This window comes from Streptomyces sp. Da 82-17 (assembly GCF_046098215.1).
Taxonomy (GTDB): Bacteria; Actinomycetota; Actinomycetes; order Streptomycetales; family Streptomycetaceae; genus Streptomyces.
On record NZ_JBJURH010000023.1, the window covers coordinates 85,485 to 109,164 of the forward strand.

Genomic DNA, 23,680 nt, shown 5'->3' on the forward strand with positions numbered 1-23,680 from the left:
ACGCGCGTAGAGGCGGATTTTCGTGTCCGTCCCCGCCCGCGGACCTCCGCGGCCCCTGCTCCGGGCCCGTGATCCGGGGCCGGCTTCCCCGCCCGCCCCGGATCTTGCGGGCCTCAGCCTTCCTGTGCGCCCGGGATCTTGCGGGAGTCGCGGGCGAGGGCCGTGAGGCGGGAGATCGCGCGGAAGTACTTCTTGCGGTACCCGCCCTTCAGCATCTCCTCGCTGAACAGCCGGTCGAAGGGCAGCCCGGACGCGACGACCGGCACCTCGCGGTCGTAGAGCCGGTCGGCCAGGACCACGAGCCGCAGCGCCGTCGACTGGTCGGGCACCGGCGTCACCCCGGTCAGGCACACCGCGCGCAGGCCGTCGGTCAGCGCCCCGTACCGGCTCGGGTGGACCTTCGCGAGGTGGTCGAGCAGGTGCGGGAAGTCGTCGAGCGAGGCGCCCTCGGTGGCGTACGCGACCTTCGTGACGCGCTCGTCGCTGTACGGCGGAGGGGCCTCGGGCAGGCCGCGGTGACGGTAGTCCTCGCCGTCGATGCGCAGGGCGCGGAAGTGCGCCGACAGGCCCTGGATCTCGCGCATGAAGTCGGCCGCCGCGAACCGGCCCTCGCCGAGCTTGCCGGGCAGCGTGTTGGACGTGGCGGCCAGGGCCACGCCCGCGTCCACGAGCTTGCCGAGCAGGGTGGAGACGAGCACCGTGTCGCCCGGGTCGTCCAGCTCGAACTCGTCGATGCAGAGCAGCCGGTGACCGGAGAGGGTCTGCACGGTCTGCTGGAAGCCGAGGGCGCCGACCAGGTTGGTCAGCTCCACGAACGTGCCGAACGCCTTGAGCGCGGGCTCGGCCGGGGTGGCGTGCCAGAGCGAGGCGAGCAGGTGCGTCTTGCCCACGCCGTACCCGCCGTCCAGGTACACGCCGCGCGGACCGGCCGGCTTGGCCTCGGCCTTGCGGGAGAACCAGCGGCGCTTGCCGGAGCCGCTGGCGTGCGCCCCGCCGAGCGTCCCCGCGAAGCCGCTCAGCACGTTCACGGCCTCGGCCTGGCTGGGCTGGCCGGGGTCGGGGACGTACGTCTCGAAGCGGGCCGACTGGAAGCGCGGCGGCGGCACCATCTCGGCGACCAGACGGTCGGCGGGGACGTGCGGCTCGCGGGCACAGAGCGACAGCGGGGACGGGTCCGCTATCGGGCTCGTACCGGCGGGGGAGGCGGAGGAGGCAGGGGAGGACGACACAACTCCTCACTTTAAGCGCCGTGCGAGACTGCGGGACATGCGCAGCCTGTTCCCTGTGACCGACCAGACACCGGCAGGGGGCCCCGAGGCCGCCCCCGCCGCCGACGCCCACGCGGCGCCCCGCCCCGGCGCGGACCTCGGCGTCGACCGTGAGTGGAGCCTCGACGAGCTGGCCGACTGGTACGCCTACCCCGAGTCCGACCGGCCCGTGCTGCGGGCCAACATGGTCTCCACGCTCGACGGCGCCGCCATGCACGACGGCCGCTCGCAGCCCATCTCCAGCCCCTCCGACATGCGGATCTTCGGCACCCTGCGGGGCCTCGCCGACGTGATCGTGGCGGGCGCGGAGACCGTACGCCAGGAGGGGTACCGGCCGGCCCGCGCGCGGGAGGCCTTCGCCGCCCGGCGTGCGGCGGCCGGGCAGGAGCCCGCTCCGGCCGTCGCCGTGATCAGCGCGAGCCTCGACCTGGACTTCTCGCTTCCGCTGTTCACCGAGCCGCTCGTGCCGACCCTCGTGCTGACCGGTGCGGCCGCCCCCGCCGAGCGCAAGGCCGCCGCGGAGAAGGCCGGCGCCCGGGTCCTCACCGCCGGAGAAGGGCGCGGCGTGGAGCCCGGACGGGTCGTCGACGTGCTCGCCGAGCAGGGGTTCCGGCGGCTGCTCACCGAGGGCGGTCCGACGCTGCTCGGGCAGTTCGTGGCGGCCGGTGTGCTCGACGAGCTGTGCCTGACCGTGTCGCCGATGCTGGCGGCCGGCGACGCCCGGCGGATCGCCGGGGGACCGCGGATGACCTTGCCTGAACGGTTCTCGCTCGCCTCTGTGCTGGAACAGGACGGGTTCTTGTTCACCCGCTATCGCAGGTCCTGACATTCGGCGGAATTAGCCGTTCCGTTTCGCTTCCGCTGGGCACACTGGACTTGCAGCCGTCGTGCCCGCGGGGAGCGCACTCCTCGCGGGTACCCGGTCAGGATCGATTCCGCAGATTCCGCAGGGGCGCGAGCCCCCGTATGGAGAAGGGCGCCCGCCGTGTCGTTCACGAGCGTTTTGATGATCGAGAAGTCCCTGTCGCCGGTGGACGTGGAGTTCGTCACCACGTTGCACGGCGACGAGACGGTCTCCTTCGTCGTCCTCATGCAGCCCCGCGGCGACCAGGACCGCCTCCTTCGGGCCCTCGACGACGTCGCCCTCGGCGAGCTCGAGGACGCAGTCCACGAGGGCGACGAACCCGAGGGCGAGGACGCCACGGGCCCGGCCCGCCTCGGCCTCGAGCACTCCCTGAAGTCGCTGCGCGAGGCGGGCTGCGAGGCCGTCGGCCGGCTCGTCGAGGACCATCCGATCGACGTCCTGAAGACGGTTTCCGAGGAGACCGGCGCGGACGAGGTCATCGTGCTGACCGCCCCGCACTACGTGGAGGAGTTCTTCCACCGCGACTGGGCGTCCAGGGCCCGGCACAAGGTGGGGGTCCCGGTGCTGAAGCTCTACGCGCACAGCGAGTAGGGCCCGGCCTCGGGGGCTTCGCGAGTGCGCCCGAAGAGGAGGGTGGACGCGTACGCGGCGCCGGTTCGCGTACGCGGCGAAATAGGGCTCCGCGCGGACACCGAATAGGCTGGGCCTGCCCCCGACCCGGCGCGGGGGCGCGGCCCCCGGGAGACCGGTGGCCGACCCCGGACAGCCAGCCCGCCCAGGAGACGTACATGACCCCCGGCCTGCCCCCCGCCATGGACCGACCGCACTTCATCGGCATCGGCGGCGCCGGAATGTCGGGCATCGCCAAGATCCTCGCGCAGCGCGGCGCCAAGGTCGCGGGCAGCGACGCGCGTGAGTCGGCGACCGCCGAGGCGCTGCGCGAGCGCGGCGCGACCGTGCACATCGGCCACGACGCCGCCCACCTCGCCGCCGACGCCACCGCCGTCGTCGTGTCCTCCGCGATCCGCGAGGACAACCCGGAGCTGGCGGCGGCCGCCGAGCGCGGCATCCCGGTGGTGCACCGCTCCGACGCGCTCGCCTCCCTGATGACCGGCCTGCGCCCGATCGCGGTCGCCGGCACGCACGGCAAGACCACCACCACGTCGATGCTCGCGGTCTCGCTGTCCGCCCTCGGCCTCGACCCCTCGTACGCCATCGGCGGCGACCTGGACGCGCCCGGCTCCAACGCCCACCACGGCGAGGGCGAGATCTTCGTCGCCGAGGCCGACGAATCGGACCGCAGCTTCCACAAGTACGCGCCCGAGGTCGCCATCGTCCTCAACGTGGAGCTCGACCACCACGCCAACTACGCGTCCATGGACGAGATCTACGAGTCCTTCGAGACGTTCGCCGGGAAGATCGTCCCCGGTGGCACCCTCGTCGTCGCCGCCGACCAGTCCGGCGCCGCCGAGCTCACCCGCCGCGTCCGCGACCTGAACCTGAACGTCGTCACGTACGGCGAGTCCGAAGGCGCCGACGTCCGCATCCAGAAGATCACCCCGCGCGGTCTGACCAGCGAGGTCACCGTCCTCCTCGGCGGCAAGCTGCTCACCTTCACCGTCTCGGTCCCCGGCCGGCACTACGCGCACAACGCCGTCGCCGCGCTCGCCGCCGGCGTCGCCCTCGGCATCCCGGCGCACAACCTGGCCTCGGCGCTCGGCAAGTACACCGGCGTCAAGCGCCGCCTGCAGCTCAAGGGTGAGGCCGCCGGCGTCCAGGTCATCGACTCGTACGCGCACCACCCGACCGAGATGAACGCCGACCTGGAGGCGATCCGCGGCGCCGCCGGGGACTCCCGGATCCTCGTCGTCTTCCAGCCGCACCTGTTCTCCCGCACCCAGGAGCTGGGCGTCGAGATGGGCCAGGCCCTGGCGCTCGCCGACGCGTCCGTGGTCCTCGACATCTACCCGGCCCGCGAGGACCCGATCCCCGGCATCACCAGCGAGCTCATCATCGACGCCGCCCGCTCGGCCGGCGCCGACGTCACGCCCGAGCACGCCAAGGACGCCGTCCCGGACCTGGTCGCGGGAATGGCACGGCCCGGCGATCTCGTTCTCACCATGGGAGCGGGCGACGTCACGGACCTCGGCCCGAAGATCCTCGACCGCCTGTCGAAGGGGTCGGACGCCGCGAACGAGTCGAACTGAATCGGACTGAGTCGAACTGAGGGGACGCGCATCATGTCGTACGACGTCGAGAAGCCGGACGAGCAGTGGCGTGCGGAGCTGAGCCCCGCGGAGTACGCCGTGCTGCGCCAGGCCGGCACCGAGCCCGCGTTCACCGGTGAGTACACGGACACCAAGACCAAGGGCGTCTACTCCTGTCGTGCTTGTGGGGCCGAACTCTTCACGTCGGAGACCAAGTTCGAGTCGCACTGCGGCTGGCCGTCCTTCTACGACCCGAAGGAGTCGGACGCCGTCGAGCTGATCGAGGACCGCTCCCACGGCATGGTCCGCACCGAGGTCCGCTGCTCCCGCTGCGGTTCCCACCTGGGCCATGTCTTCGCGGGCGAGGGGTATCCGACGCCGACCGATCAGCGGTACTGCATCAACTCGATCTCGCTGCGGCTGGCTCCGGACGAGGGCTGACCGCGCGGACGGATCCACGGTTTCACCGACCGGGCACGGCCAGGGGGCCGTGCCCGGAGGTGTTTGTCCATAGGCGTGTCCGGAGGCCTTTCAGCGCTTCACGGCCACTCCGCCGAACATCGCCACCTCCTCCAGCGACTCGTCCGCGATGTCCGGGTTCCAGCGGTTGCAGGAGACCACTCCGGGGCCGATGAGCTCCAACCCCTCGAAGAATTCGCCGACTTGGGCCGGTGTGCGCTGGGTCAGCTTCGGGGTGCCGTGCTCGTTCCAGAACGCGACCGCCGCGTCCACGTCCGGCATCGACGGGCTGGTGATGGTGTGCGAGAGCACCAGGTGGCTGCCGCTGGGCAGGGCGTCCATGAGGCGTCGTACGACCGCGTGGGCCTCCTGTTCGTCCTCGATGAAGATGACGACGCCGAGCAGCACGAGGGCCACCGGCTTGCTGAGGTCCAGGGTCTTGGCGGCGTGCTCCAGGATCGTGTCTACGTCGCGCAGGTCGGCGTCGAGATAGTCGGTTCTGCCCTCCGGGGTGCTGGTGAGCAGCGCCCGCGCGTGGGCGAGGACCAGCGGGTCGTTGTCCACGTACACCACGCGGCTCTCGGGCGCGAGGCTCTGGGCGACCTCGTGGGTGTTGTCGGCGGTGGGCAGGCCCGTGCCGACGTCCAGGAACTGGCGGATGCCGACGTCGTTCACCAGGTGCCGCACGGCCGCGCCGAGGAAGCGGCGGTCCGCCCGCGCGTACTCCCCGATGCCTGGGTGGAGTTGGCGGATCTGGTCGCCGGCGGCTCGGTCGACCTCGTAGTTGTCCTTGCCGCCGAGCCAGTAGTTCCAGATGCGGGCCGTGTGCGGCTGGGTGGTGTTGATCCGGGCGCGCAGCTCTTCCGGAGTCGTGTCGGGGGTGGGCTGGTCGGGCACGGGCTCCTCCTGGTGGCGCTGCTCGCAGATCTTCAACACGCAATGTAGAGCGTCGAGTTAAGGGCTGTGTGAGCGGGCCGGATGCGTGGCGAGCGGGCCGGGAGGGCACTGTCTCGCCCTCGCGGGCCGCCGACCTGCGGCTTTGCCTGCGCCCGGCGGGTGGAGCGTACGACTCCGGTGTCCATCTGCTGTGGGCAGATCTGCTCAGGGCAGAGATCTCTGTCCTCGCGACGGTCCTGGGCCGACATTGGGAGTCGAGACGCCGACGACTCGGCAACAGCTCGGACACAGGAGGACCGATGGCCATGACTTCGCTGATCACCGGCGGCGGGTACGGGGGTGGGGGCGCCCGCGTGCGTACGCCGGACCCGCGCGCCGAGGAGGGGGACACCGTCCCCACGCGCTTCGACGACCATCTCGCCGCCCAGCTCCTCGGCCAGCGCATCATCGTGCTCGGCACGCAGGTCGACGAGGTGTCCGCGAACCGGGTGTGCGCGCAGATGCTGCTCCTGTCGGCCGAGGACCCGCGCACGGACATCAGCCTGTACATCAACAGCCCCGGCGGCTCGGTCCACGCGGGTCTCGCCATCTACGACACCATGCAGCTGATCCCGAACGACGTCTCCACGCTCGCCATGGGATTCGCCGCCAGCATGGGCCAGTTCCTGCTGTCGGTCGGCGCTCCCGGCAAGCGGTACGCCCTGCCCAATGCGCGGATCATGATGCACCAGCCGTCCGCGGGCATCGGCGGGGCCGTCGCCGACATCGAGATCCAGGCGGAGAACCTGGAGTATCTGAAGCGGTCCATCGAACGCATCACCGCCGAGCACACCGGCCAGTCGGAGGAGACCATCGCGCGCGACGGCGACCGCGACCGCTGGTTCACCGCCGAACAGGCCAAGGACTACGGCATGGTCGACCATGTGGTCACCTCGCTCGTCGACGTACGGCCCGCGGCGGCCAGGCAGCGCAGGGGGTTCTGAGATGGGTACGTACACGATCCCGAACGTCGTCGAGCGCACCCCGCAGGGCGAGCGGTCCTACGACGTCTTCAGCAGGCTTCTCTCCGAGCGCATCATCTTCCTCGGCACGGAGATCGACGACGGCGTCGCCAACGTCGTGATCGCCCAGCTTCTGCACCTGGAGGCGTCCAACCCGGCCCAGGAGATCGCCGTCTACATCAACTCGCCCGGCGGATCGTTCACTTCACTGATGGCGATCTACGACACGATGACGTTCGTCAGCGCGCCGATCTCCACGTTCTGCGTGGGCCAGGCCGCGTCCACGGCGGCTGTGCTGCTCGCCGGCGGGGACAAGGGCAGACGCTTCGTCCTCGATCACTCACGGGTTCTGCTCGGCCAGCCCGCAAGTGGCGGCCAGCGCGGCACGGTCGCGGACCTGCGGGTGCAGGCCAAGGAAATGATGCGGATCCGCGCGCAGATCGAGGAGGTCCTCTCGCAGCACACCGGGCACGACGTGGCGACTCTGCGGCAGGACATGGACCGCGACAAGGTCTTCACGGCCCAGGAGGCAGTGACGTACGGCCTCGCGGACGAGGTGCTGACGCGGCGTGATGTGGGGGTGCGGGGCGTGAGTTGAGGAAGGGGTGGGGTGGAGGGGTTGGCTTCCCCTCCACTCCCCTCCACCTTGCTTCTCGGGTTGGTGGTCCGGGCCGGCCGAGGAGGGGGGGCAGGCTCCCGGGCGCTCGGAAGCCTGCGGACCGGCCGACCTGTCGACCCGCCGACCGGTCGACCCGTCGACCCGCCGACCTGTCGATCCTCAGGCCGCCAGGCGCATAAGGCTGCGGTGGATGCTGGCCGTCGGGCCCGAGATGCGCGCACCGGATCTGCCGCCCGCCCCGCTCAGCGCGCCGGCGCCGGTGAGCCGGATGATCTCGGCGTGGCCGCGGGACAGCAGGTCGGTGAGGCTCAGTCCCAGAGCTCGTGCCGCAGCGGCGAGCACCTCGGACGAGGCCTCCTTGCGGCCGCGCTCCAGCTCGGACAGATACGGGATCGAGATCTGCGCCGCCTCCGCGACGTCCTTCAACGTCCGCTCCTGCACGAGCCGTTCACGGCGCAGCACATCGCCCACGACATCCCGCCACAGCGGCTCCTTGGCGGGCGTCCCGCCGACAGGCCGCAGCGGTATCACCTGGGCGCCGGACTCGCCGGACTCGCCGGACTCGCCGGACTCGCGGGGCTCGCGGGGCTCGTCGCCCTTGCCGGGGCCGGCGAGATCGGGGAACTCCTGGGTGACGCGGCCGTCTCGCGCCACGAGTGCTTCGGTCGGCTCTTCGCTGCTCACCACTTCAGATTAGGAGCGAAGCAGGGCCTGAGGGGCGGGTTCCGTTCTGCCAACAGCGAAGCAGTGGCCCGAGCCCGGCTACGCCGACTTCTCGCTGGGGCCGGACGCGTCGCGCGGCACGAGCGTCGGGTTCACGTTGTCGAGGACGGTGTCGCGGGTGACGACCACGCGGGCCACGTCGTCCCGGCTCGGCACCTCGTACATCACGTTCAGCAGCACCTCCTCGAGGATGGTGCGGGCAGCGCGGGCGCCCGTGCGGCGCAGCAGCGCCTGCTCCGCGATCGCCTCGACGGCCTCGTCCGTGAACTCCAGCTCCACACCGTCCATTTCGAAGAGCCGCTGGTACTGCTTCAGGAGTGCGTTGCGCGGCTCCGTGAGGATGCGCACCAGCGCCGGCCCGTCCAGCGGATCGACCGCCGCCATCATCGGCAGCCGCCCCACGATCTCCGGAATCAGGCCGAACTTCAGCAGGTCCTGCGGCAACGCGCCCGCGAACGGACGCTCCTCCGCGGCATCCTGCGCCGGCCCCAGCGAACCCGTGAAGCCGATGCCCCGACTGCCCGCCCGCTGCTCGATGATCCGTTCCAGACCGGCGAACGCGCCGCCCACGATGAACAGCACCTGCGACGTGTCGAACTGGATGAACTCCTGCTGCGGATGCTTCCGGCCGCCCTGCGGCGGCACCGAGGCCACCGTGCCCTCGAGGATCTTCAACAGCGCCTGCTGCACGCCCTCGCCCGACACGTCCCGCATGATCGAAGGGTTCTCGCTCTTGCGCGCCACCTTGTCGATCTCGTCGATGTAGATGATGCCGTGCTGCGCCCGCTCCACATCGTGGTCCGCGGCCTGCAGCAGCTTCAGCAGAATGTTCTCGACGTCCTCACCGACATAGCCCGCCTCGGTCAGCGCGGTCGCGTCACCGATCGCGAACGGCACGTCCAGCATCCGCGCCAGCGTCTGCACCAGATACGTCTTGCCGCAGCCCGTCGGCCCCATCAACAGGATGTTGGACTTGCCGAGTTCCACCGGCTCCGGCAACGCCGACGAGCCCTGCGCCCCCTGGGAACCCTCCTGCGACCCGGCCGGCGTACTGCCCTGACGTACGCGCTTGTAGTGGTTGTAAACCGCCACCGACAGCGTCTTCTTGGCCTCTTCCTGCCCGATCACGTACTGCTCGAGGAACGTGAAGATCTCACGTGGCGTGGGCAGTTCACGCGGTGCGCCCTTGGCCGCTTCCTCGGCCTCCTCGGCGATCAGCTCATTGCACAGCCCCACGCACTCGTCACAGATGCAGATGCCGCTCGGGCCCGCGATGAGCTTCCTGACCTGCTTCTGACTCTTGCCGCAGAACGTGCACTTCAGCAGGTTTTCGCTGTCGCCGATGCGTGCCACTCGTACCTCAAATGCCGGGATCAGATGACGTCACCATGTGAAACGAAGGTATCCTGCGCCGTGACGGACGGCAATCCATACAGGGCATGAACGAGTGAGGGCAATGGTTCGGCTCAGCAGGGCGCAGCTGCAGCAGCTCAATCGCGCCAAAGTCCTTGCGGCAGCCCGGGACGAGTTCGCCGCCCGTGGATATCCCGGCGCGAAGGTCGACCGCATCGCCGAACGCGCAGGCCTCACCCGCGGCGCCGTCTACTCCAACTTCCCCGGAAAGAGGGCGCTCTACTTCGCCGTCCTCGCCGAACTGGCCGAGTCCGATGCGGAGTCTGTTGCCGAACAGGGCGTCACGGGGCGGGAGTTCGGGTCAGAGGTCATCGCCGAAACCGGCGCCGACGCGGGCAGTCCCGGGGCTGCGGATCGGGCTGCGCGCCGTGCCGCGCTCGGTGCGTTCGCCCGCGCCTGGACGGCACGGCTGCCGCTCGCCGGTGACGCTGTCCGACCGGCCGGCGAGGGGGCGCGGCTCGACACACACCTCATGTCGGAGGTGCTCGCCGACGAGCGGACCCGACAGCCGTACGGCCAACTCCTCAAGCTGGACGCCCTGCTCCTCGGCCTCGCCCTCGAAACGCTGCAGCCCGCCGACCGTGACCGCCCGGCCGAACGCTCCCGGCTCGTACGCGTCGCCGAATCCGTGCTCACCTCCCTCCACGGCGCACGCCAACTGGCCGACGCCGCCCCTGGGTTCGTCGAACCCTTCACCGTCATCCACGCCTGCGAACGCCTCGCCGACTCCGCCCCGCACGACACCTGGAACCCGCCCCACCTGCCGTACGTGCCCCATGCCCGCCCCGTCGACGAACCCTGGCCGCCGGTACCGACGTCGGGCGGGGCCCTGCACGGAGCCGCGGGCGACGCACCGCTCGACGCCGTGCGCGGCACACCCGCCCGCCTGGACGGCGACGGCGACGGCGTGCTGGTCGTGCTCGGACTGCACCGGCTGGAGGCGGTGGAGGAAGCGGTACGCGCGGCGCCCGCCGGGGCCACCGTGACCGCGGTGCTCGTCTCCGGCTGCCCTAATGAGCTCATCCCGCTTGCCCGCCTCGCCGTCGCCGACGTCGTCACCTGCCTGCGCCGCTCCTTCCCGGCCGCCTCCTGGCCGCGCCTCCAGTTGGTGTACGACGCCACGGGCTCCGTCGCGGCCGCCGCGGGCGTGCCGGCCGTGAGCGACGGAACGGAGGCCGCCGTTCGGATCGTTGACGGCCGCATCGTGGCCCGCGCCGACGGCCGCGGCGCCTGCCACGCCGCAGCGACAGCCGACCTGAGGCAGCCTGCACCCGCGCCGGGGTGAGGAGCGGCTGCGTGGGCTGAGGGCGGCCGGGCGCCGCACGGGCCGGCTGCGCAGCGGGCTGACGACGGCAGGCAGCCGCAAGGACCGGCTGCGCACGGACTGCGGGCGGGCGGGTCTCGCAACGGCCGAGCTTGGCCCCCGTGGCGGCGGATGTCGCCAGGGCGAACGCGGCGTCTGCGGGGGGCGGATGTCGCAACGTCGAACGTGGCGTCTGCGGGCGGTGGGTCTCGCAAGGGCTGGGCTTGGCCTCCTCCGGGGCGGGCGGGTGTCGCGCATGGGCGCAAGTGGCGTCCGCGGGCGGAGGGTGTCGCCAAGGCCGATCGCGGGGCCGCCGAGCCGGGCGCCGGGTGTCGGGTGTCGGGTGTCGCAGAGACGGTTTCCGGGCCCTGGCCTGGGTGCCGTGAAGCGCGCGGAGAAGTCGGTGCCCGGGGCCCGCCGCGCTTTTCGCCTCCCGTGATCAGCCCGATACGGTGGCGGCGATCGCCGAGCCCTCGCCCGGAACTCGGCTGCCGTACGAGCAAGTTGGAGGTCGCCGCAGTGTCCCGCGACGAGCAGTCCGTGCCCCGCGACCACCAGTCCGGACCCGCCGCGCCCAAGCCTGAGCGGGTCGAGCGGGCGTTCCCCGCGCCGAACAGCGTCACCGGAGTCGGCGTGATCGTCGTCGATTCGCAGGAGCGGGTCCTTCTCGGCCTCGGGCACGACGACCGCTGGGAACTGCCCGGCGGCAAGGTCGACCCGGGGGAGAGCTTCGAGCAGACCGCCGCCCGCGAACTCGCCGAGGAGACCGCCCTCATGGTGTCTCCCGACGCCGTGCGGATCGTCGCCGTACTCGTCGACGGAAAGCAGGGCGTCACCCGGCTCACCGCCGCCGCGGTCGTCCCCGCACCCGCCGCAGCAGACGCAGGTCACGCTGAACACGGCCTCGGTCCCGAGCACGGCACCGGTCGCACTGAACATGGCACCGGTCGCGCTGAACACGGTGCCGGCACCCCGGTGGTGACCGAACCGGACAAGATCGTTCGTTGGGAGTGGACCCGCCTCGACGCGCTCCCCGCCGCCCTCTTCGAGCCGTCCGCCGCCGTGCTCGCGGCCTGGCGGCAGGACCTCGACGTACCGGCGCACGGCGCGCACCACTACCGCCTGGCCTGAACCATCGTGTCGCGGCCCGCGCCCGCCGTCGCATGCGTAGCTTGAGGGGTCATGGACCGCGAGAAGATCACCCTGACCGGCGCCCAGGAGACGATGCTCGCCACCCTTTACGGGCGGGCCCTCGACAGCCGCTCGCCGCGCTCCGTCCTGCACGACGACGAAGCCGCGCGCGCCGTCCGCCGCATCGACTACGACTTCCGCAAAACCGGCGTGAGGGGCACCAGCGCCGTCGGCGTCGCGCTCAGGGCCCGGCAACTCGACGACTGGACCCGCGAGTTCATCGCCGACGAGCCCTCCGCCACCGTCCTCCACCTGGCATGCGGCCTCGACACGCGCGTGCACCGGGTCGCGCCCCCGCCCGCGGTGCGGTGGATCGACGTGGACTTCCCCGAAGTCATCGGCCTGCGCAGCCGATTGCTGAGCGCGCCGGAGGACGTGGACTACCGCATGATCGGCTCCTCCGTCACCGACGACGCCTGGCTCGACGACATCCCCGCCGACCGGCCCACCCTGGCGGTCTTCGAAGGGCTGTCCATGTACCTGCGCGAGGCCGAGGCCCGCCACCTCATCCAGGGCATCGTCGGCCGCTTCCCGCGCGGCAGGCTGCTCTTCGACGTGTACGGCACCGCAGGCATCCGGCTCCAGAACTGGGTGCCGGCCGTACGCAACGCCGGGGCCACCCTGCACTGGGGCCTCGACGACCCCGAGGCCGTCGAGTCGTGGGCGCCCGGCCTCACCCTCGTCGAATCGGTGCGCAGCGTCGACGTGCCCGGCCTCGATCACCTCCCCGCGTCCGGCCGCCTCGGCATGCGCCTGCTCGCCCGCATCCCTGTACTCCGCGACATCGGCCGCATCCTTCGGTACGACTTCGCGGCGCCGGAAGAGCCTGCCCAGTAGCCGCAGAGGCCACAGCAACATCCGGAACAGGGTCCCGCGTTCGCCGTTCCGTGGCGGGTCGGCCGGGGCGCCGCTTACCGTGTCCGGATGATCGAGACCTGGGATCCGGAAGCCCCTGGAGTGCTGCGACTGCCGTCGGGGCGTCTCGTGCGCGGACGCGGCCTGCGCAAGCCGCTGCCGGACGGGCCGCCGCCCACGTTCGCCGTGCTGCTCCTCGGCAAGCAGCCGCCCGAGGTCGAGTGGGAGTCCCGCTGGCTGCGCTGGCCCGACTTCCGGCTGCCGAGCGACCGGCTCGAGGCCGCCGCCGTGTTCCGCGCCGTCTGGGAGCGTGCCGCGAGCGAGCGCGTCGAGGTCGCCTGCGCGGGCGGGCGCGGGCGCACCGGCTCCGCGCTCGCCTGCATCGCCGTCATCGACGGCGTACCGCCCGAGGAGGCGGTCGCGTACGTACGCCGCCACTACGACCCGCACGCCGTGGAAACCCCCTTCCAGCGCAGGTACGTACGCCGCTTCACCGTGTGACGTCGCCGTTCCGAGCAGGGGTGTTCTCGCCCCTGTCCGCGTGCTCAGGCAGCCGCGATCGGGCGAGGCCACCCCGCCGGGCCGGCCGCCCAGCCCGTCGTGGCCGTAAACCATGGGCCGTCCCGCCTGGCCGGGTACACGGGAGCGGAGGCGTGTGACGGCGGGCCGTCCGTCCGGAAGGGCTGGCCGTGGTCGGGTCGGGTACGGCTCGTGCGGTGAAGCGGAACAGGTGTCGCCTCCTGTGCAGGCGTTCCGGTCGTGGAGATTCCGCACCCGATTGCTGCCGTGTGCATGCTGTTTCAGCCGGAATGGGTGATTCACGCAACTGCTGTGTGATGCACGGAGTCTTGTGAGGTGAGGGCGGGTCGTGAGCCGCCCTACGGGGGTCGCCGCGGAGGCGCCGGCCGAGCGGGACGTCGCGCTGCGGCGTGCGCGGGCGGTGCCGGGGGAGCGGCGACGCACAGCACTCACCATGGGGGAACAGTCTTGACCGACATCATCGAGCGCTTGGCCGACCGTCTGACCGACGGCTTCGGCCAGGCCCAGGAGAAGGTGACCGACGGCCAACTCGTGCCGTACGTCAGCCCGTTGACCGTGCCGCCCGTGCTCAGGCCGCAGCCGGTCGACGTGCTCCAGGAGACCGCCGTCACCCTGCAGCCCACATGGGTGCGGCTGCATCCGCAACTGCCGCCCACTCTGATGTGGGGCTACAACGGCACCGTGCCCGGCCCCACCATCGAGGTGCGGCGCGGTCGGCGCATCCGCGTGGCCTGGACGAACGGCATCCCGGTGGGCTCGGAATACCCGGTCACCGCCGTCGAGGTGCAGGCCCGGCCGCAGGGGGAACCGCCCGCCAGTACCGAGCCGGGGCGTGGTGGCGTCGAACCGAACAAGGACGTCGCCGCGCTGCCCGCCTGGACGGTGACGCATCTGCACGGCGCGCAGACCGGCGGCGGCAACGACGGCTGGGCCGACAACGCGGTCGGGTACGGGGACGCGCAGCTCTCCGAGTACCCGAACGACCACCAGGCCGTGCAGTGGTGGTACCACGACCACGCCATGAACATCACCCGCTGGAACGTGCAGGCCGGGCTGTACGGCACCTACCTCGTGCGGGACGACGAGGAGGACGCGCTCCGACTGCCGCGCGGCGAGCGGGAGATACCGCTGCTGATCGCCGACCGGAACCTCGACACCGACGAGGACGGCACCCTCAACGGCCGCATCCTGCACAAGACCGTCGTCGTCCAGGAGGAGAACCCCGAGACCGGCAAGCCCGTCTCGCTGCCCTTCACCGGCCCGTACACCACCGTCAACGGGCAGATCTGGCCGTACGCCGACGTGGACGACGCGTGGTACCGCTTCCGGCTCGTGAACGCCTCCAACGCCCGGACCTACAACCTCGTCCTGATCGACGAGGACGGCAGTCCCGTGCCCGGCGTGGTCAAGCAGATCGGCAGCGACGGCGGGCTGCTGCCGCGCCCTGTGCCCGTCGAATTCGACGCGGCCATGCCCGTGCTGACCGTCGCTCCCGCCGAACGCTTCGATCTGCTCGTCGACTTCCGGGCCCTCGCCGGGCGGCGGCTCCGGCTGGTCGACAAGGGCCCCGGCCAGGCGCCTGGCGTGCCGGACCCGGTGAACGACGTCCGCTACCCGCAGGTCATGGAGTTCCGGGTGCGGGCGTGCGGCGCGGCCGACGCCTTCGAGCTGCCCGAGGTGCTCTCCGGTTCCTTCCGTCGCATCGGCCACGACGTCGAGCACGGGCACCGACTGGTCGTGCTCACCCCGCCCAACACCAAGGGCGGCGGAGGGCATCCGGAGATCTGGGAGATGGCGCAGCTCTCCGAACACGAGGCCGCGGACGTGCAGGTGCCCACGGAGGGCGTCATACAGGTGCGCGACGCGGACGGTGCGGTGAAGACGTACCGCCGGATCGCGCGGACCTTCAACGACGGGCTCGGCTTCACCCTCGCGGAGGGCGCGTACGAGCAGTGGAGCTTCCTCAACCTGTCGCGGATCGTGCACCCCATGCACATCCACCTCGCCGACTTCCAGGCACTGGGCCGGGACGCCTACGACGTGTCCGGGTTCGACCCGGAGCTCGGCGGCACCCGCGCACCCGTCGCGTACGACGCCGGGACGCGGCTGCCGCTGGCGCCCAACGAGCGCGGCTGGAAAGACGTGTTCCGGGTGCCCGGCGAGCAGATGCTGCGGATCATGGGGCGCTTCGACGGCGCCTACGGGCGGTTCATGTACCACTGTCACCTCCTGGAGCATGAGGACATGGGGATGATGCGGCCGTTCGTGGTCATGCCGAAGGAGGCCCTGAAGTTCGATCACGGGGCCGGCCACGGCGGACCGCACGAAGGGCATGCGGCGTGAGATCGGTGTGCGGAGAAGTGTGAGATCGGCGTGCGGACGGGGGCGCGTGGCGTCAAGCGCGCGGTGAACGACGCGTGGCGAGATGCTGCGAGGGGAAGCGCGGGGGAGGGGAGAAGCGGCGGGGTCGGGCGGCTCTCGTGCCGCCCGTGCTCCCGCTCCGGCTCTCCCGTCGTCCGGCTTCTGTGGTCCGGAGGGGCTCTCTGCCGTCATGCTGGCGACGGAGTCGGGGGGCCTGCGCCCTCGGTCCGCCATGTCGAAGAAGCTAACAGCCGCCACTGACAACGGACTTGGCGTGGTGTCGGACCAGGCAATTCGCCGATTCGAGGTCGGGCGGTCGCGAGGGTTCGCCACTGTCGGCCGGCCGGCGGGAGTGATGAGTATTCGCCTGGATCGCTCCTGAACGCCCGTCTCCGTACTGAATATGTCACTCTTTCGTGACTCGTTCCGTGGTCGACCGTGGGGTAGAGCCTCACACGGAGGCGAGCCATGGAAGAGAGAATGTTGCGTCCCAAGCCGATGCCCGGCCACGCCGGCGAGTACGGAGCGGGCCGACGGCCGCATCCTGCCCGGCCGCGCGGCAGACGGCTGTGGACCGCTCTGCTCGGCGTGCTCGTCGCGGTGATGCTGGTGCTGGCCGGGGTCGGGCTCGGCACCGTCGGCGCCACCGTCATCGGCATGAGCAGGCTGAGCGAACTGAAGCAGGCGGACCTGCAACTCCCGGGGAGTGCAGGCCCGTTGGGTGGCAAGGGCGGCGACGGGGCATCGAGCTCGGGTCGGCCCTCGGGCCAGGAGCAGCAGGGCGGACAGGGGACGCAGGTGGGCGGCGCCGGGGCCTCCGGGCGTTCCGGCACGGCCACGGGCTCGCCGCGGGCGACGCTCGGGGTGGAGGCGGTCGACCTGCCAACTCGCGCCGGTGCGCTGCTCGTTGGCGTACACGTTCCGGGCCCGGGCTACACCGCAGGCCTCGTGCGCGGCGACGTGATTCTCGCTGTGGGCGGGGAACGGACCTCGTCGGCTGCCGAGCTGGCGTCCGCCGTGGCGAAGGCCCGGCCCGGCGCGGCGCTCACTCTCACGGTGAGGCACCGCGCGGGCGAGAGGGAGTCGATCGCCGTCACGCCCGGGGTGGTGACGTGACCGGGCGCCGGCCCCGCCGCCTCAGGCGCTCGGCACGAGGTATCGGCTGCTTCGCCTCACGCGCTCTGCACGGTTCGGAAGTGCGTGACGAGGCGCCCTTCGTCGTCCAGCACATGAAAGGCCAGTCCCCGGATCGGCCGCGCGATCCGCCACTTCGGGGCTCTCCCAAGGTAGCTGCAGGGTCCACGTCACTCCTGGTCCGATGACCAGTGGACGCCCGGCGAAAACCGTCGCAGCAGGCGAGTGCGCGTGGCCTGTGATGAGGGCCTTCACCTGCGGTCGGTGCTCCAACAGGTCGGCGAGAGCGTCCGGTTGACGCAGCGGGTAGGCGTCCGGAAGCGGGTGGTGCAGGGCCACCGGTGGGTGGTGGAAGGCGAGCAGAGCGGGCACATCGCCGCCCAGGTCGTCGAGGGTGGCCTCGATCCAGGCGTACGTCTCCGCGTCGAGCTGTCCGTCGTCGCGGCCGGGGATGCTCGAGTCGCACATCAGGACTGCGGCGCCGCCGACGCGGTGGACGGAGTTCACGGGCCCGTCGGGGCGTTCCGCGTCGGTTACGCCGAGCAGTGCCTTGCGGTACGGCGCGCGCGCATCGTGATTGCCGGGGCAGGTCAGCACGGGGAACGGTGCGGCGAGGATGCGGGCGGCCTCTTCGTACTCGTCCTCCGTCCCGTGGTCGGCGATGTCCCCCGTGACGAGAAGCGCGTCCACGCGCGCGTGCAGACCCCGCAAACGTGCCATGACCCGCTCCGCGCGTTCCGTCGCACGCGGAGTGCCGTCGAGATGCAGATCGCTGATCTGTGCCAGTACGAGCACGGCGGTTGAGCCCTCCCCCTGACCCGGTCGGCGACCCCACCGCGCCGAACGCCAGTCGCTAATGGTTGTGAATCATCTAAGCATTAGACGGGCTGGTGGAAAACCCTTGGTGCAGCGGCGTCCGAGCCCCGAGCATGGGGGCATGCTCAGCACGCTCATCGCCTTCCTCGGCGCCTGCACCCTGATCGCCGCCTCTCCGGGGCCGTCCACGATCCTGATCATCAAGCAGTCGCTGCAGAGCAGGCGGGCCGGCTTCCTCACCGTCCTCGGCAACGAGACCGGCGTGTTCATCTGGGGTGTCGTCGCCGCTTGCGGACTCTCCGCGCTCCTGGCCGCGTCTCAGCTCGCGTACGACGTGATGCGCATCGTCGGGGCGGTCGTGCTGGTCGTCTTCGGCATCCAGACGCTGTGGCAGGCCAGGCGTGGAAAGAGCTCCCGCGGGGAGCTCGGTGTTGAGGCCGACGCTGAATGGCGGACGACCGTGCGCTCGGGCTGGGCCTCGTACAGCGGCGGTCTGTTGCTGAACCTCGCCAACCCGAAGGCGGCGGTTTTCGCCATGTCGTTCCTGCCGCAGTTCGTGCCGAAGGGGATGCCGGAACTGCCCACCATGATTGTGCTCGCCGCGATCTGGGCGCTCTACGAAGTCGCCTACTACGGCGTCTACGTGTGGTGCGTCGGCCGGATGAAGACGGTCCTCTCGCGTGCCGGTGTGCGGCGCAGGCTGGAGCAGGTCTCCGGCGGTGTGCTGCTGCTTCTCGGTGTGCGGCTCGCCCTGGAAGGGTGAGCCGGTTCGAAATCCGGCACTGGGCGCGCGTGGTGCAGCGCCCGCCACGCGCGCGTGGTGCCGGATTTCGGCTGCGGTGCTCAGGCCCGCTCGCGCCGCCACCCGGAGGCGGGCGATGATGCTGCGGGGAGAGATCCGGAAGGCTCAGGAGGCAGCCATGACGCCCGCGCCGTTCACCGCCGACGACTACAAGGCCCGGATGGAGCGAGCCGCCGAGGCGGCGGCAGACGCCGGCCTTGCGGGCCTGCTCGTCGCGCCGGGCCCCGACCTCGTGTGGCTCACCGGCTACCAGCCCACCGCCGCCACGGAACGGCTCACGCTGCTCGTGCTCGCCGCCGGCCAGGACCCGATCCTCGTCGTGCCCACCCTGGAGGCGCCGGACGCCGAGCACGTCCCTGGAGCGCCCGCTCTGACGCTGCGGGACTGGACGGACGGCAAGGACCCGTACGCCGTCACCGCGCCGCTCCTGGACGTCGACGGCCGGTTCGGCATCAGCGACAACGCGTGGGCGATGCATCTGCTCGGCCTGCAGCAGGCCCTGCCCGGCACGTCGTACGCCTCCCTGACGGAAGCGCTGCCCATGCTGCGCGCCGTGAAGGACGCGCACGAACTGGAGCGGCTGGCGGCGGCTGGCGCTGCGGCGGACGCCACCTATGAGGAGATCCTCAAGGTGCGGTTCTCGGGCCGCAGAGAGCTCGACGTGGCGTCTGATCTCGCCGATCTGCTGCGGCAGTTCGGGCACTCGCAGGTGGACTTCACGGTGGTCGGTTCGGGCCCCAACGGTGCCAATCCGCACCATGAGGCGGGCGAACGGACCATCGAGCACGGCGACATGGTGGTGCTCGATTTCGGCGGCCTCAAGCACGGCTACGGTTCGGACACCTCCCGCACGGTGCATGTCGGTGAGCCGAGCGCCGAGGAGCAGAAGGTGCACGATCTGGTGCGCGAGGCGCAGAACGCGGGCTGCGCGGCCGTCCAGCCGGGTGTCGCCTGCCAGGAGATCGACCGGGTCGCACGCGCGGTGATCGACGATGCCGGTTACGGCGAGTACTTCATCCACCGCACCGGCCACGGCATCGGTGTCACCACTCACGAACCGCCCTACATGATCGAGGGCGAGGAGCAGCCGTTGGTGCCCGGCATGTGCTTCTCCGTGGAGCCCGGCATCTATCTGCCCGGGCGGTTCGGTGTCCGCATCGAGGACATCGTCACCGTGACCGACGAAGGCGGGCATCGCCTCAACGACACGGCACGCGAGCTGGCGATCGTCGAATAGCAGCCTTCCGCGGGGCCCCGCCCCCCCCCCATGCCTGCCGTCACTGGCGGCCGCCTCGGGCCGCTGAGGCGCTCAGCAGAGCGTCAGCGGCCCGAGGCGTCGGTGTTCACTGCAGCGGGCCGAGCACCACGCAGGACTCCGCGGGAAGGTGCAGGATGCCGTCCCCGGCGGGTGCTTCGACCGGGTCCCAGGAGGCCAGCACCTGCGCCTTGCCGCCCAACAACGGGATCTCGGCGGGCGCCTTGGAGAGGTTGACGGCGATCCGCAGGTCTCCGCGCCGGAACGCTAGCCACCGCGCGGTCTCGTCGTACGCCACCCGCACCGACGCCAAGTCCGGGTCGCACAGGTCGGATTGGTCGCGGCGGAGCGCGATGAGCGTGCGGTACCAGGCCAGCACGCGCGCGTGGTGCTCGTTCTTCTCGGGCTCGTCCCAGTTCAGACAGGAACGGTTTCTGGCCTCCGCGTCCTCGCCGAAGGGCTGCCACGGAGTTCCGGCCGCCCACTCCTCGCCCATGAACAGCAAGGGTGTGCCGGGCGCGGTGAGAGTGAGTGCCGCGGCGCAGGCGAGCAGGCCCGGGGAGAGGGAGGCCGAGAGTCGCTCTCCTTGTGCGCGGTTTCCCACTTGGTCGTGGTTCTGGGCGTAGCCCACGAAACGGTGTGCTGGGGTGCGTTCCCGGTCGACGGGCCGGCCGTGGCTCCGGCGTCGCGCGGTCGAGTAGCCGCCGTCGTGGAAGACCCCGAACGTCAGCGTTTTGCCGAGCGCCTTCAGGGGCGTCTGCGCGAAGTCGGCGTAGAGGCCGGTCCTGTCGCCGGTCAGTGCAGCGTGCAGCGCGTCATGGAAGTCGTCGTTCCACTGGGCGTGCGCCCCGAGCCCGCCCTCGTGGCGGGGCGTGGTCAGGCGCGGGTCGCACGCGTCGGAGTCCGCGACCAGGAACAGCGGGCGGCCCAACTCCACCGCAAGGGCGTCCACTTCGGCGGAAATCTCTTCCAGGAACGGGAACGCGCGCGTGTCGCGCAGTCGGTGCACGGCGTCGAGGCGGAGCCCGTCGATCCGGTAGTCCCGCAGCCAGGAGAGCGCGCTGCCGATGAGGTACGAGCGCACCTCGTCCGACCCGTCGCCGTCCAGGTTGACGGCCTCGCCGTGTTCACCGGTCTGCGTGAAGTACGGCCCGAACGCCGTGAGTTGCGCAGTCGACGGCCCCAACCGGTGGTGCACCACGTCGAGCACCACACCGAGGTCGAGGCCATGGGCTGTGTCGACAAAACGCTTCAGCGCGTCGGGCCCGCCGTACGGCTCGTGCACCGCCCACGGGAGGCCGCCCTCGTACCCCCGACCGTGCCGCCCCGGAAGCGGGCTCAGCGGCATCAGCTCGACATGCGTGACACCCAACTCGGCCAGGCCGCCAAGACGTTGGGCTGCGGCGTCGAGGGTGCCCTCGTGGGTGAACGTGCCGACATGCAGCTCGTAGAGCACTGACGCGCCCGTGAGCGGCTTTCCCGGCCACGGTGCGCTCCAGGCGTGGGCCGCGTGGTCCACGACCGCGCTGAGGCCGCTCGGGCCGTCCGGCTGGTGGAGCGAACGCGGGTCGGGAAGCACGGCACCGCCTGCAACGCCTTCCGCAGAGCCGGATCCGTCACCGGGGCCCGTCCCCGAATCGGATCCGGCACCTTCCCCGGCGGCGCCGTCGATGACGAACCCGTAGCGCGCGCCGTGCTGCGCTTCCGCCTCACCCACCCACCAGTCGCGCCGGTCCGGATCACGCTCCAACGCCTGTGTGTCGCCTTCCAGTTGGAGCGTGACCCGGTCCTTCGCCTGTGGTGCCCACACCTCGAACTGCACGGACGGCCCCCCGTCTGTGATGCCGGCCGACGTGTCCGGCCGGACGCTGTCAGTGACCTCGCCCGTCCATGGTGCTGCACCAGAGATCGTTTCGCCGGTGAATCACGCACAATCCCGCACCTCAAGGGTGCCGAGAACCGGCACCCTTGAGGCGACTGTTTCCTCACTGGCGACAACGCGACCGGCCATCCGGATCCGGTCGGGGCGCGCTGGGGCTCACACCAGGTCGATGCGCATCTGCGTCACCGGATACCCGGCCTTCTCGAAGTTCGCCGCCATGGGGAAGTTGCCCACATCAGTGGCGGCGGCGACGTCGTCGGCACCGCGCGTGTGCAGGAAGTGCGTCGACTCGGCAAGCAGGTCGTACGCGTACCCGTGGCCGCGCTGTTCCGGCACCACGCCGATGAACCCGGCCGCGAAGCCCGCCGGGATCCGGCACGGCAGATGCAGACCCACCAGCTCGCCCTGCTGCGTGAACGCCAACTGCGGCCACGCCTCGGGGCACCAGTGGATGTACTCCAGTTCCTCCCGCGCCGCCTGGTCCACGCCGCCCAGCTCTTTCGCGCGCTGCGCGTGCGCGTCGAGGGTGTCGGAATGGATCCTGCGCAGCACGTCGAGGAGCACGGCGTCGTCGTGCTCCTCCCGGAACACCAGCCGCCCCGGACGGGCGGGGAGGCCGCGATCCGTGGTCCACAGGTACCGCAGCCGCTCCACGAGGGGCCGCTTGCCCGCCGCTTCGGCCGCCGAGATGCGCGCCTGAGCCGCCGCGGCGGCCTCGGGGCGCTCCCGCCAGTCCGGCGGCAGGATCAGCTCGTAGTCGACGTCGAACGGGGCCTCACGGAGCAGGGCGACGGCGGCGTCGTGCTCGCCGTCCGCGAAGTCGAGCCAGTTGAGGAGCAGTGGTGTCGTGTCCTGCGGTGAACCCCACCAGGCGGCGCGTGCCACGACCTTGCCTTCGCGCAGGGCCACATAGGTCCACTCGGGCCGGTAGTCGCCGCCCGCCGCGCGTGTGCGGTATTCGACGCCTGTGACGGCGCGGCCCACAAGACCGGGGTCGGCAAGGGAGTTGAACAGGTGCGCGTCCTTTTCGGTGAGCGCGCGGATGACCAGGTCGGTCATGAAGAGTCCTCCGGAAACGAAACGGAACGCTCCCGATCAGACCTGGGACGCCGCATGGACAGGGCGGGAGCGCAGTGGCAGGATCGTGCACTTCATGGCTCTCGCCTCCTTTCCGTGAGCAGTGGCGTCTTCGGCGACCCTATGTGCGCGATGTGACGCCGTCCAGCGGTTTTCGCAGGCACGGGTGTCCCGCACGCGCGGTGCTCGATCCGGGTGGCGCCGAGCACACGCGCGGTGCTCGATCCGCCTGCGCCGGGTCCCTCGTTCCGGTGTACCGAATCGGGTTCGTGCTGGTCAGAGACCGGCCATCTTCCGGGTTTTCTGGACACCCCGGCGACGCTGCCCGACAATCGCGAACGTGACGTCCTCCTTCGAGTTCCCCACGTATCCCGCGCGGCTCTCGGACGCCGAACGCGACAAGGCGCTGCGCGCGCTCCAGGAGGGCGTGGTCCAGGGACGGCTTTCGCACGACACGTACGTACGCCGCATGGAGCTCGCGCTCGTCGCGCGGCGGGCGGACCAGCTGGCCGCGCTCACCGCCGACCTGCCCGCCCCGCAAGGGCGTTGGAGCGCGTTCGTGACGGGCGCGGTCGGTGCGGCCTCGGCGTTCACCGTGCGCGTGCGCAGGGCCTGGCAGGCGGAGCGGCTGCCGAAGCTGCTGCTGCCCGAGCCCGGCCCCTATCCGCTGCGGATCGGCCGTGACCCGTCCAACGGGCTGCGCCTCAGCCACGACACCGTGTCCCGCCTGCACGCGGAGCTGCGCATGCAGGGCGGCCAGTGGGTGCTGCGCGACCTGGGTTCGACCAACGGCACGAGCGTGAACGGGCGCCGCGTGGTCGCCGCCGCGGTCGTACGGGACGGCGACCACGTGAGCTTCGGCTCGATGAACTTCCGCCTCGCCATGCAGTAAGTGGCCGGGACAGGCCCCGAGTTGGCGCCCAAAACATGCTCCACGCGCGCGTGCCGAGCAGGCCCCGCCCTCGAGCAGGCCCGCCTCCGAAGGCGCCTGACTCCTGGCGTGTTCGATTCA

At 71.2% G+C, this 23,680-nt stretch carries 21 protein-coding genes and 1 pseudogene; 15 read left to right on the top strand and 7 right to left on the bottom strand.

Going from position 1 to position 23,680, the window contains the following annotated elements:
- Positions 1-113 precede the first annotated feature (113 nt).
- Entirely contained in the window at positions 114-1,229 is a 1,116-nt protein-coding gene (gene zapE, locus ACIDOF_RS30825; protein ID WP_409009452.1) for a cell division protein ZapE, read from the bottom strand.
- A 37-nt stretch (positions 1,230-1,266) separates the two neighbouring features.
- Between zapE and ACIDOF_RS30830 the strand changes: the two genes are divergently transcribed.
- The 4 genes from ACIDOF_RS30830 to msrB all read left to right on the top strand — a co-directional run bounded on the left by ACIDOF_RS30830 (position 1,267) and on the right by msrB (position 4,781).
- Positions 1,267-2,094: a pyrimidine reductase family protein gene (locus tag ACIDOF_RS30830; RefSeq protein ID WP_409009453.1), complete on the top strand. Its 828-nt coding sequence runs from the start codon at positions 1,267-1,269 to the stop codon at positions 2,092-2,094.
- A 180-nt stretch (positions 2,095-2,274) separates the two neighbouring features.
- Positions 2,275-2,724 (top strand): indole-3-glycerol phosphate synthase, encoded by a 450-nt coding sequence (locus tag ACIDOF_RS30835; RefSeq protein WP_409009454.1) that lies wholly within the window; start codon positions 2,275-2,277, stop codon positions 2,722-2,724.
- Positions 2,725-2,921: 197 nt separating this feature from the next.
- A complete protein-coding gene (gene murC, locus ACIDOF_RS30840) occupies positions 2,922-4,340 on the top strand; it encodes a UDP-N-acetylmuramate--L-alanine ligase (RefSeq protein WP_409009455.1) in 1,419 nt (472 codons plus the stop codon).
- Between the two features lie 33 nt (positions 4,341-4,373).
- Positions 4,374-4,781 (top strand): peptide-methionine (R)-S-oxide reductase MsrB, encoded by a 408-nt coding sequence (gene msrB / locus ACIDOF_RS30845; protein WP_409009456.1) that lies wholly within the window; start codon positions 4,374-4,376, stop codon positions 4,779-4,781.
- A 90-nt stretch (positions 4,782-4,871) separates the two neighbouring features.
- Here the strand turns inward: msrB and ACIDOF_RS30850 are convergent, their stop codons facing one another.
- Positions 4,872-5,696, bottom strand: a complete 825-nt coding sequence (locus ACIDOF_RS30850) for an SAM-dependent methyltransferase (RefSeq protein WP_409009509.1) — start codon at positions 5,694-5,696, stop codon at positions 4,872-4,874.
- A gap of 305 nt (positions 5,697-6,001) precedes the next feature.
- On the opposite strand from ACIDOF_RS30850, the gene ACIDOF_RS30855 reads away from it, so the two are divergent.
- Entirely contained in the window at positions 6,002-6,679 is a 678-nt protein-coding gene (locus tag ACIDOF_RS30855) for an ATP-dependent Clp protease proteolytic subunit (protein WP_409009510.1), read from the top strand.
- 1 nt (position 6,680) lies between these two features.
- The gene (locus tag ACIDOF_RS30860) at positions 6,681-7,295 is read left to right on the top strand and encodes a ClpP family protease (RefSeq protein WP_409009457.1); all 615 of its coding nucleotides are present in this window, start codon (positions 6,681-6,683) and stop codon (positions 7,293-7,295) included.
- 180 nt (positions 7,296-7,475) lie between these two features.
- Here ACIDOF_RS30860 and ACIDOF_RS30865 read toward each other — a convergent pair whose 3' ends face one another.
- Together ACIDOF_RS30865 and clpX are read right to left on the bottom strand one after the other, a co-directional pair.
- A complete protein-coding gene (locus ACIDOF_RS30865) occupies positions 7,476-7,847 on the bottom strand; it encodes a helix-turn-helix domain-containing protein (RefSeq protein WP_409009511.1) in 372 nt (123 codons plus the stop codon).
- A gap of 231 nt (positions 7,848-8,078) precedes the next feature.
- Positions 8,079-9,392 carry an ATP-dependent Clp protease ATP-binding subunit ClpX gene (clpX, locus tag ACIDOF_RS30870; RefSeq protein ID WP_409009458.1) on the bottom strand — a complete coding sequence of 438 codons (1,314 nt, stop codon included), beginning with the start codon at positions 9,390-9,392 and terminating at the stop codon, positions 8,079-8,081.
- 103 nt (positions 9,393-9,495) lie between these two features.
- On the opposite strand from clpX, the gene ACIDOF_RS30875 reads away from it, so the two are divergent.
- The 6 genes from ACIDOF_RS30875 to ACIDOF_RS30900 all read left to right on the top strand — a co-directional run bounded on the left by ACIDOF_RS30875 (position 9,496) and on the right by ACIDOF_RS30900 (position 16,818).
- A complete protein-coding gene (locus ACIDOF_RS30875; protein ID WP_409009459.1) occupies positions 9,496-10,737 on the top strand; it encodes a TetR/AcrR family transcriptional regulator in 1,242 nt (413 codons plus the stop codon).
- Between the two features lie 537 nt (positions 10,738-11,274).
- Positions 11,275-11,886 (top strand): NUDIX domain-containing protein, encoded by a 612-nt coding sequence (locus ACIDOF_RS30880; RefSeq protein ID WP_409009460.1) that lies wholly within the window; start codon positions 11,275-11,277, stop codon positions 11,884-11,886.
- A 51-nt stretch (positions 11,887-11,937) separates the two neighbouring features.
- Entirely contained in the window at positions 11,938-12,783 is an 846-nt protein-coding gene (locus ACIDOF_RS30885) for a class I SAM-dependent methyltransferase (protein ID WP_409009461.1), read from the top strand.
- Positions 12,784-12,870: 87 nt separating this feature from the next.
- Positions 12,871-13,302, top strand: coding sequence for a protein-tyrosine phosphatase family protein (locus tag ACIDOF_RS30890; RefSeq protein WP_409009462.1), 432 nt, complete (start codon positions 12,871-12,873; stop codon positions 13,300-13,302).
- A 486-nt stretch (positions 13,303-13,788) separates the two neighbouring features.
- Entirely contained in the window at positions 13,789-15,684 is a 1,896-nt protein-coding gene (phsA, locus tag ACIDOF_RS30895) for an O-aminophenol oxidase PhsA (protein ID WP_409009463.1), read from the top strand.
- A gap of 486 nt (positions 15,685-16,170) precedes the next feature.
- Positions 16,171-16,818, top strand: coding sequence for a PDZ domain-containing protein (locus ACIDOF_RS30900; protein ID WP_409009464.1), 648 nt, complete (start codon positions 16,171-16,173; stop codon positions 16,816-16,818).
- Positions 16,819-16,874: 56 nt separating this feature from the next.
- On the opposite strand, the pseudogene ACIDOF_RS30905 reads toward ACIDOF_RS30900, so the two are convergent.
- Positions 16,875-17,631: pseudogene (locus tag ACIDOF_RS30905) on the bottom strand (phosphodiesterase).
- A 142-nt stretch (positions 17,632-17,773) separates the two neighbouring features.
- Between ACIDOF_RS30905 and ACIDOF_RS30910 the strand changes: the two are divergent.
- On the top strand, positions 17,774-18,415 hold the full coding sequence (locus ACIDOF_RS30910) for a LysE family translocator (RefSeq protein ID WP_409009465.1): 642 nt from the start codon (positions 17,774-17,776) through the stop codon (positions 18,413-18,415).
- A 157-nt stretch (positions 18,416-18,572) separates the two neighbouring features.
- On the top strand, positions 18,573-19,691 hold the full coding sequence (locus ACIDOF_RS30915) for an aminopeptidase P family protein (RefSeq protein ID WP_409009466.1): 1,119 nt from the start codon (positions 18,573-18,575) through the stop codon (positions 19,689-19,691).
- A gap of 106 nt (positions 19,692-19,797) precedes the next feature.
- On the opposite strand, the gene ACIDOF_RS30920 is transcribed toward ACIDOF_RS30915, so the two are convergent.
- Together ACIDOF_RS30920 and ACIDOF_RS30925 are read right to left on the bottom strand one after the other, a co-directional pair.
- Entirely contained in the window at positions 19,798-21,531 is a 1,734-nt protein-coding gene (locus tag ACIDOF_RS30920; RefSeq protein ID WP_409009467.1) for a DUF3459 domain-containing protein, read from the bottom strand.
- A 216-nt stretch (positions 21,532-21,747) separates the two neighbouring features.
- On the bottom strand, positions 21,748-22,650 hold the full coding sequence (locus ACIDOF_RS30925; protein WP_409009468.1) for a GNAT family N-acetyltransferase: 903 nt from the start codon (positions 22,648-22,650) through the stop codon (positions 21,748-21,750).
- A 358-nt stretch (positions 22,651-23,008) separates the two neighbouring features.
- On the opposite strand from ACIDOF_RS30925, the gene ACIDOF_RS30930 reads away from it, so the two are divergent.
- Positions 23,009-23,560, top strand: coding sequence for an FHA domain-containing protein (locus ACIDOF_RS30930; protein ID WP_409009469.1), 552 nt, complete (start codon positions 23,009-23,011; stop codon positions 23,558-23,560).
- Positions 23,561-23,680 lie beyond the last annotated feature (120 nt).

What these genes read in the sequence shown, in the direction of transcription:
- ACIDOF_RS30830 (WP_409009453.1), top strand. Translation starts at nt 1,267, where the DNA reads ATGCGCAGCCTGTTCCCTGTGACCGACCAGACACCGGCAGGGGGCCCC.
- ACIDOF_RS30835 (WP_409009454.1), top strand. Translation starts at nt 2,275, where the DNA reads ATGATCGAGAAGTCCCTGTCGCCGGTGGACGTGGAGTTCGTCACCACG.
- murC (WP_409009455.1), top strand. Translation starts at nt 2,922, where the DNA reads ATGACCCCCGGCCTGCCCCCCGCCATGGACCGACCGCACTTCATCGGC.
- msrB (WP_409009456.1), top strand. Translation starts at nt 4,374, where the DNA reads ATGTCGTACGACGTCGAGAAGCCGGACGAGCAGTGGCGTGCGGAGCTG.
- ACIDOF_RS30855 (WP_409009510.1), top strand. Translation starts at nt 6,002, where the DNA reads ATGACTTCGCTGATCACCGGCGGCGGGTACGGGGGTGGGGGCGCCCGC.
- ACIDOF_RS30860 (WP_409009457.1), top strand. Translation starts at nt 6,681, where the DNA reads ATGGGTACGTACACGATCCCGAACGTCGTCGAGCGCACCCCGCAGGGC.
- ACIDOF_RS30875 (WP_409009459.1), top strand. Translation starts at nt 9,496, where the DNA reads ATGGTTCGGCTCAGCAGGGCGCAGCTGCAGCAGCTCAATCGCGCCAAA.
- ACIDOF_RS30885 (WP_409009461.1), top strand. Translation starts at nt 11,938, where the DNA reads ATGGACCGCGAGAAGATCACCCTGACCGGCGCCCAGGAGACGATGCTC.
- ACIDOF_RS30890 (WP_409009462.1), top strand. Translation starts at nt 12,871, where the DNA reads ATGATCGAGACCTGGGATCCGGAAGCCCCTGGAGTGCTGCGACTGCCG.
- ACIDOF_RS30900 (WP_409009464.1), top strand. Translation starts at nt 16,171, where the DNA reads ATGGAAGAGAGAATGTTGCGTCCCAAGCCGATGCCCGGCCACGCCGGC.
- ACIDOF_RS30910 (WP_409009465.1), top strand. Translation starts at nt 17,774, where the DNA reads ATGCTCAGCACGCTCATCGCCTTCCTCGGCGCCTGCACCCTGATCGCC.
- ACIDOF_RS30915 (WP_409009466.1), top strand. Translation starts at nt 18,573, where the DNA reads ATGACGCCCGCGCCGTTCACCGCCGACGACTACAAGGCCCGGATGGAG.
- ACIDOF_RS30925 (WP_409009468.1), bottom strand. Translation starts at nt 22,650, where the DNA reads ATGACCGACCTGGTCATCCGCGCGCTCACCGAAAAGGACGCGCACCTG.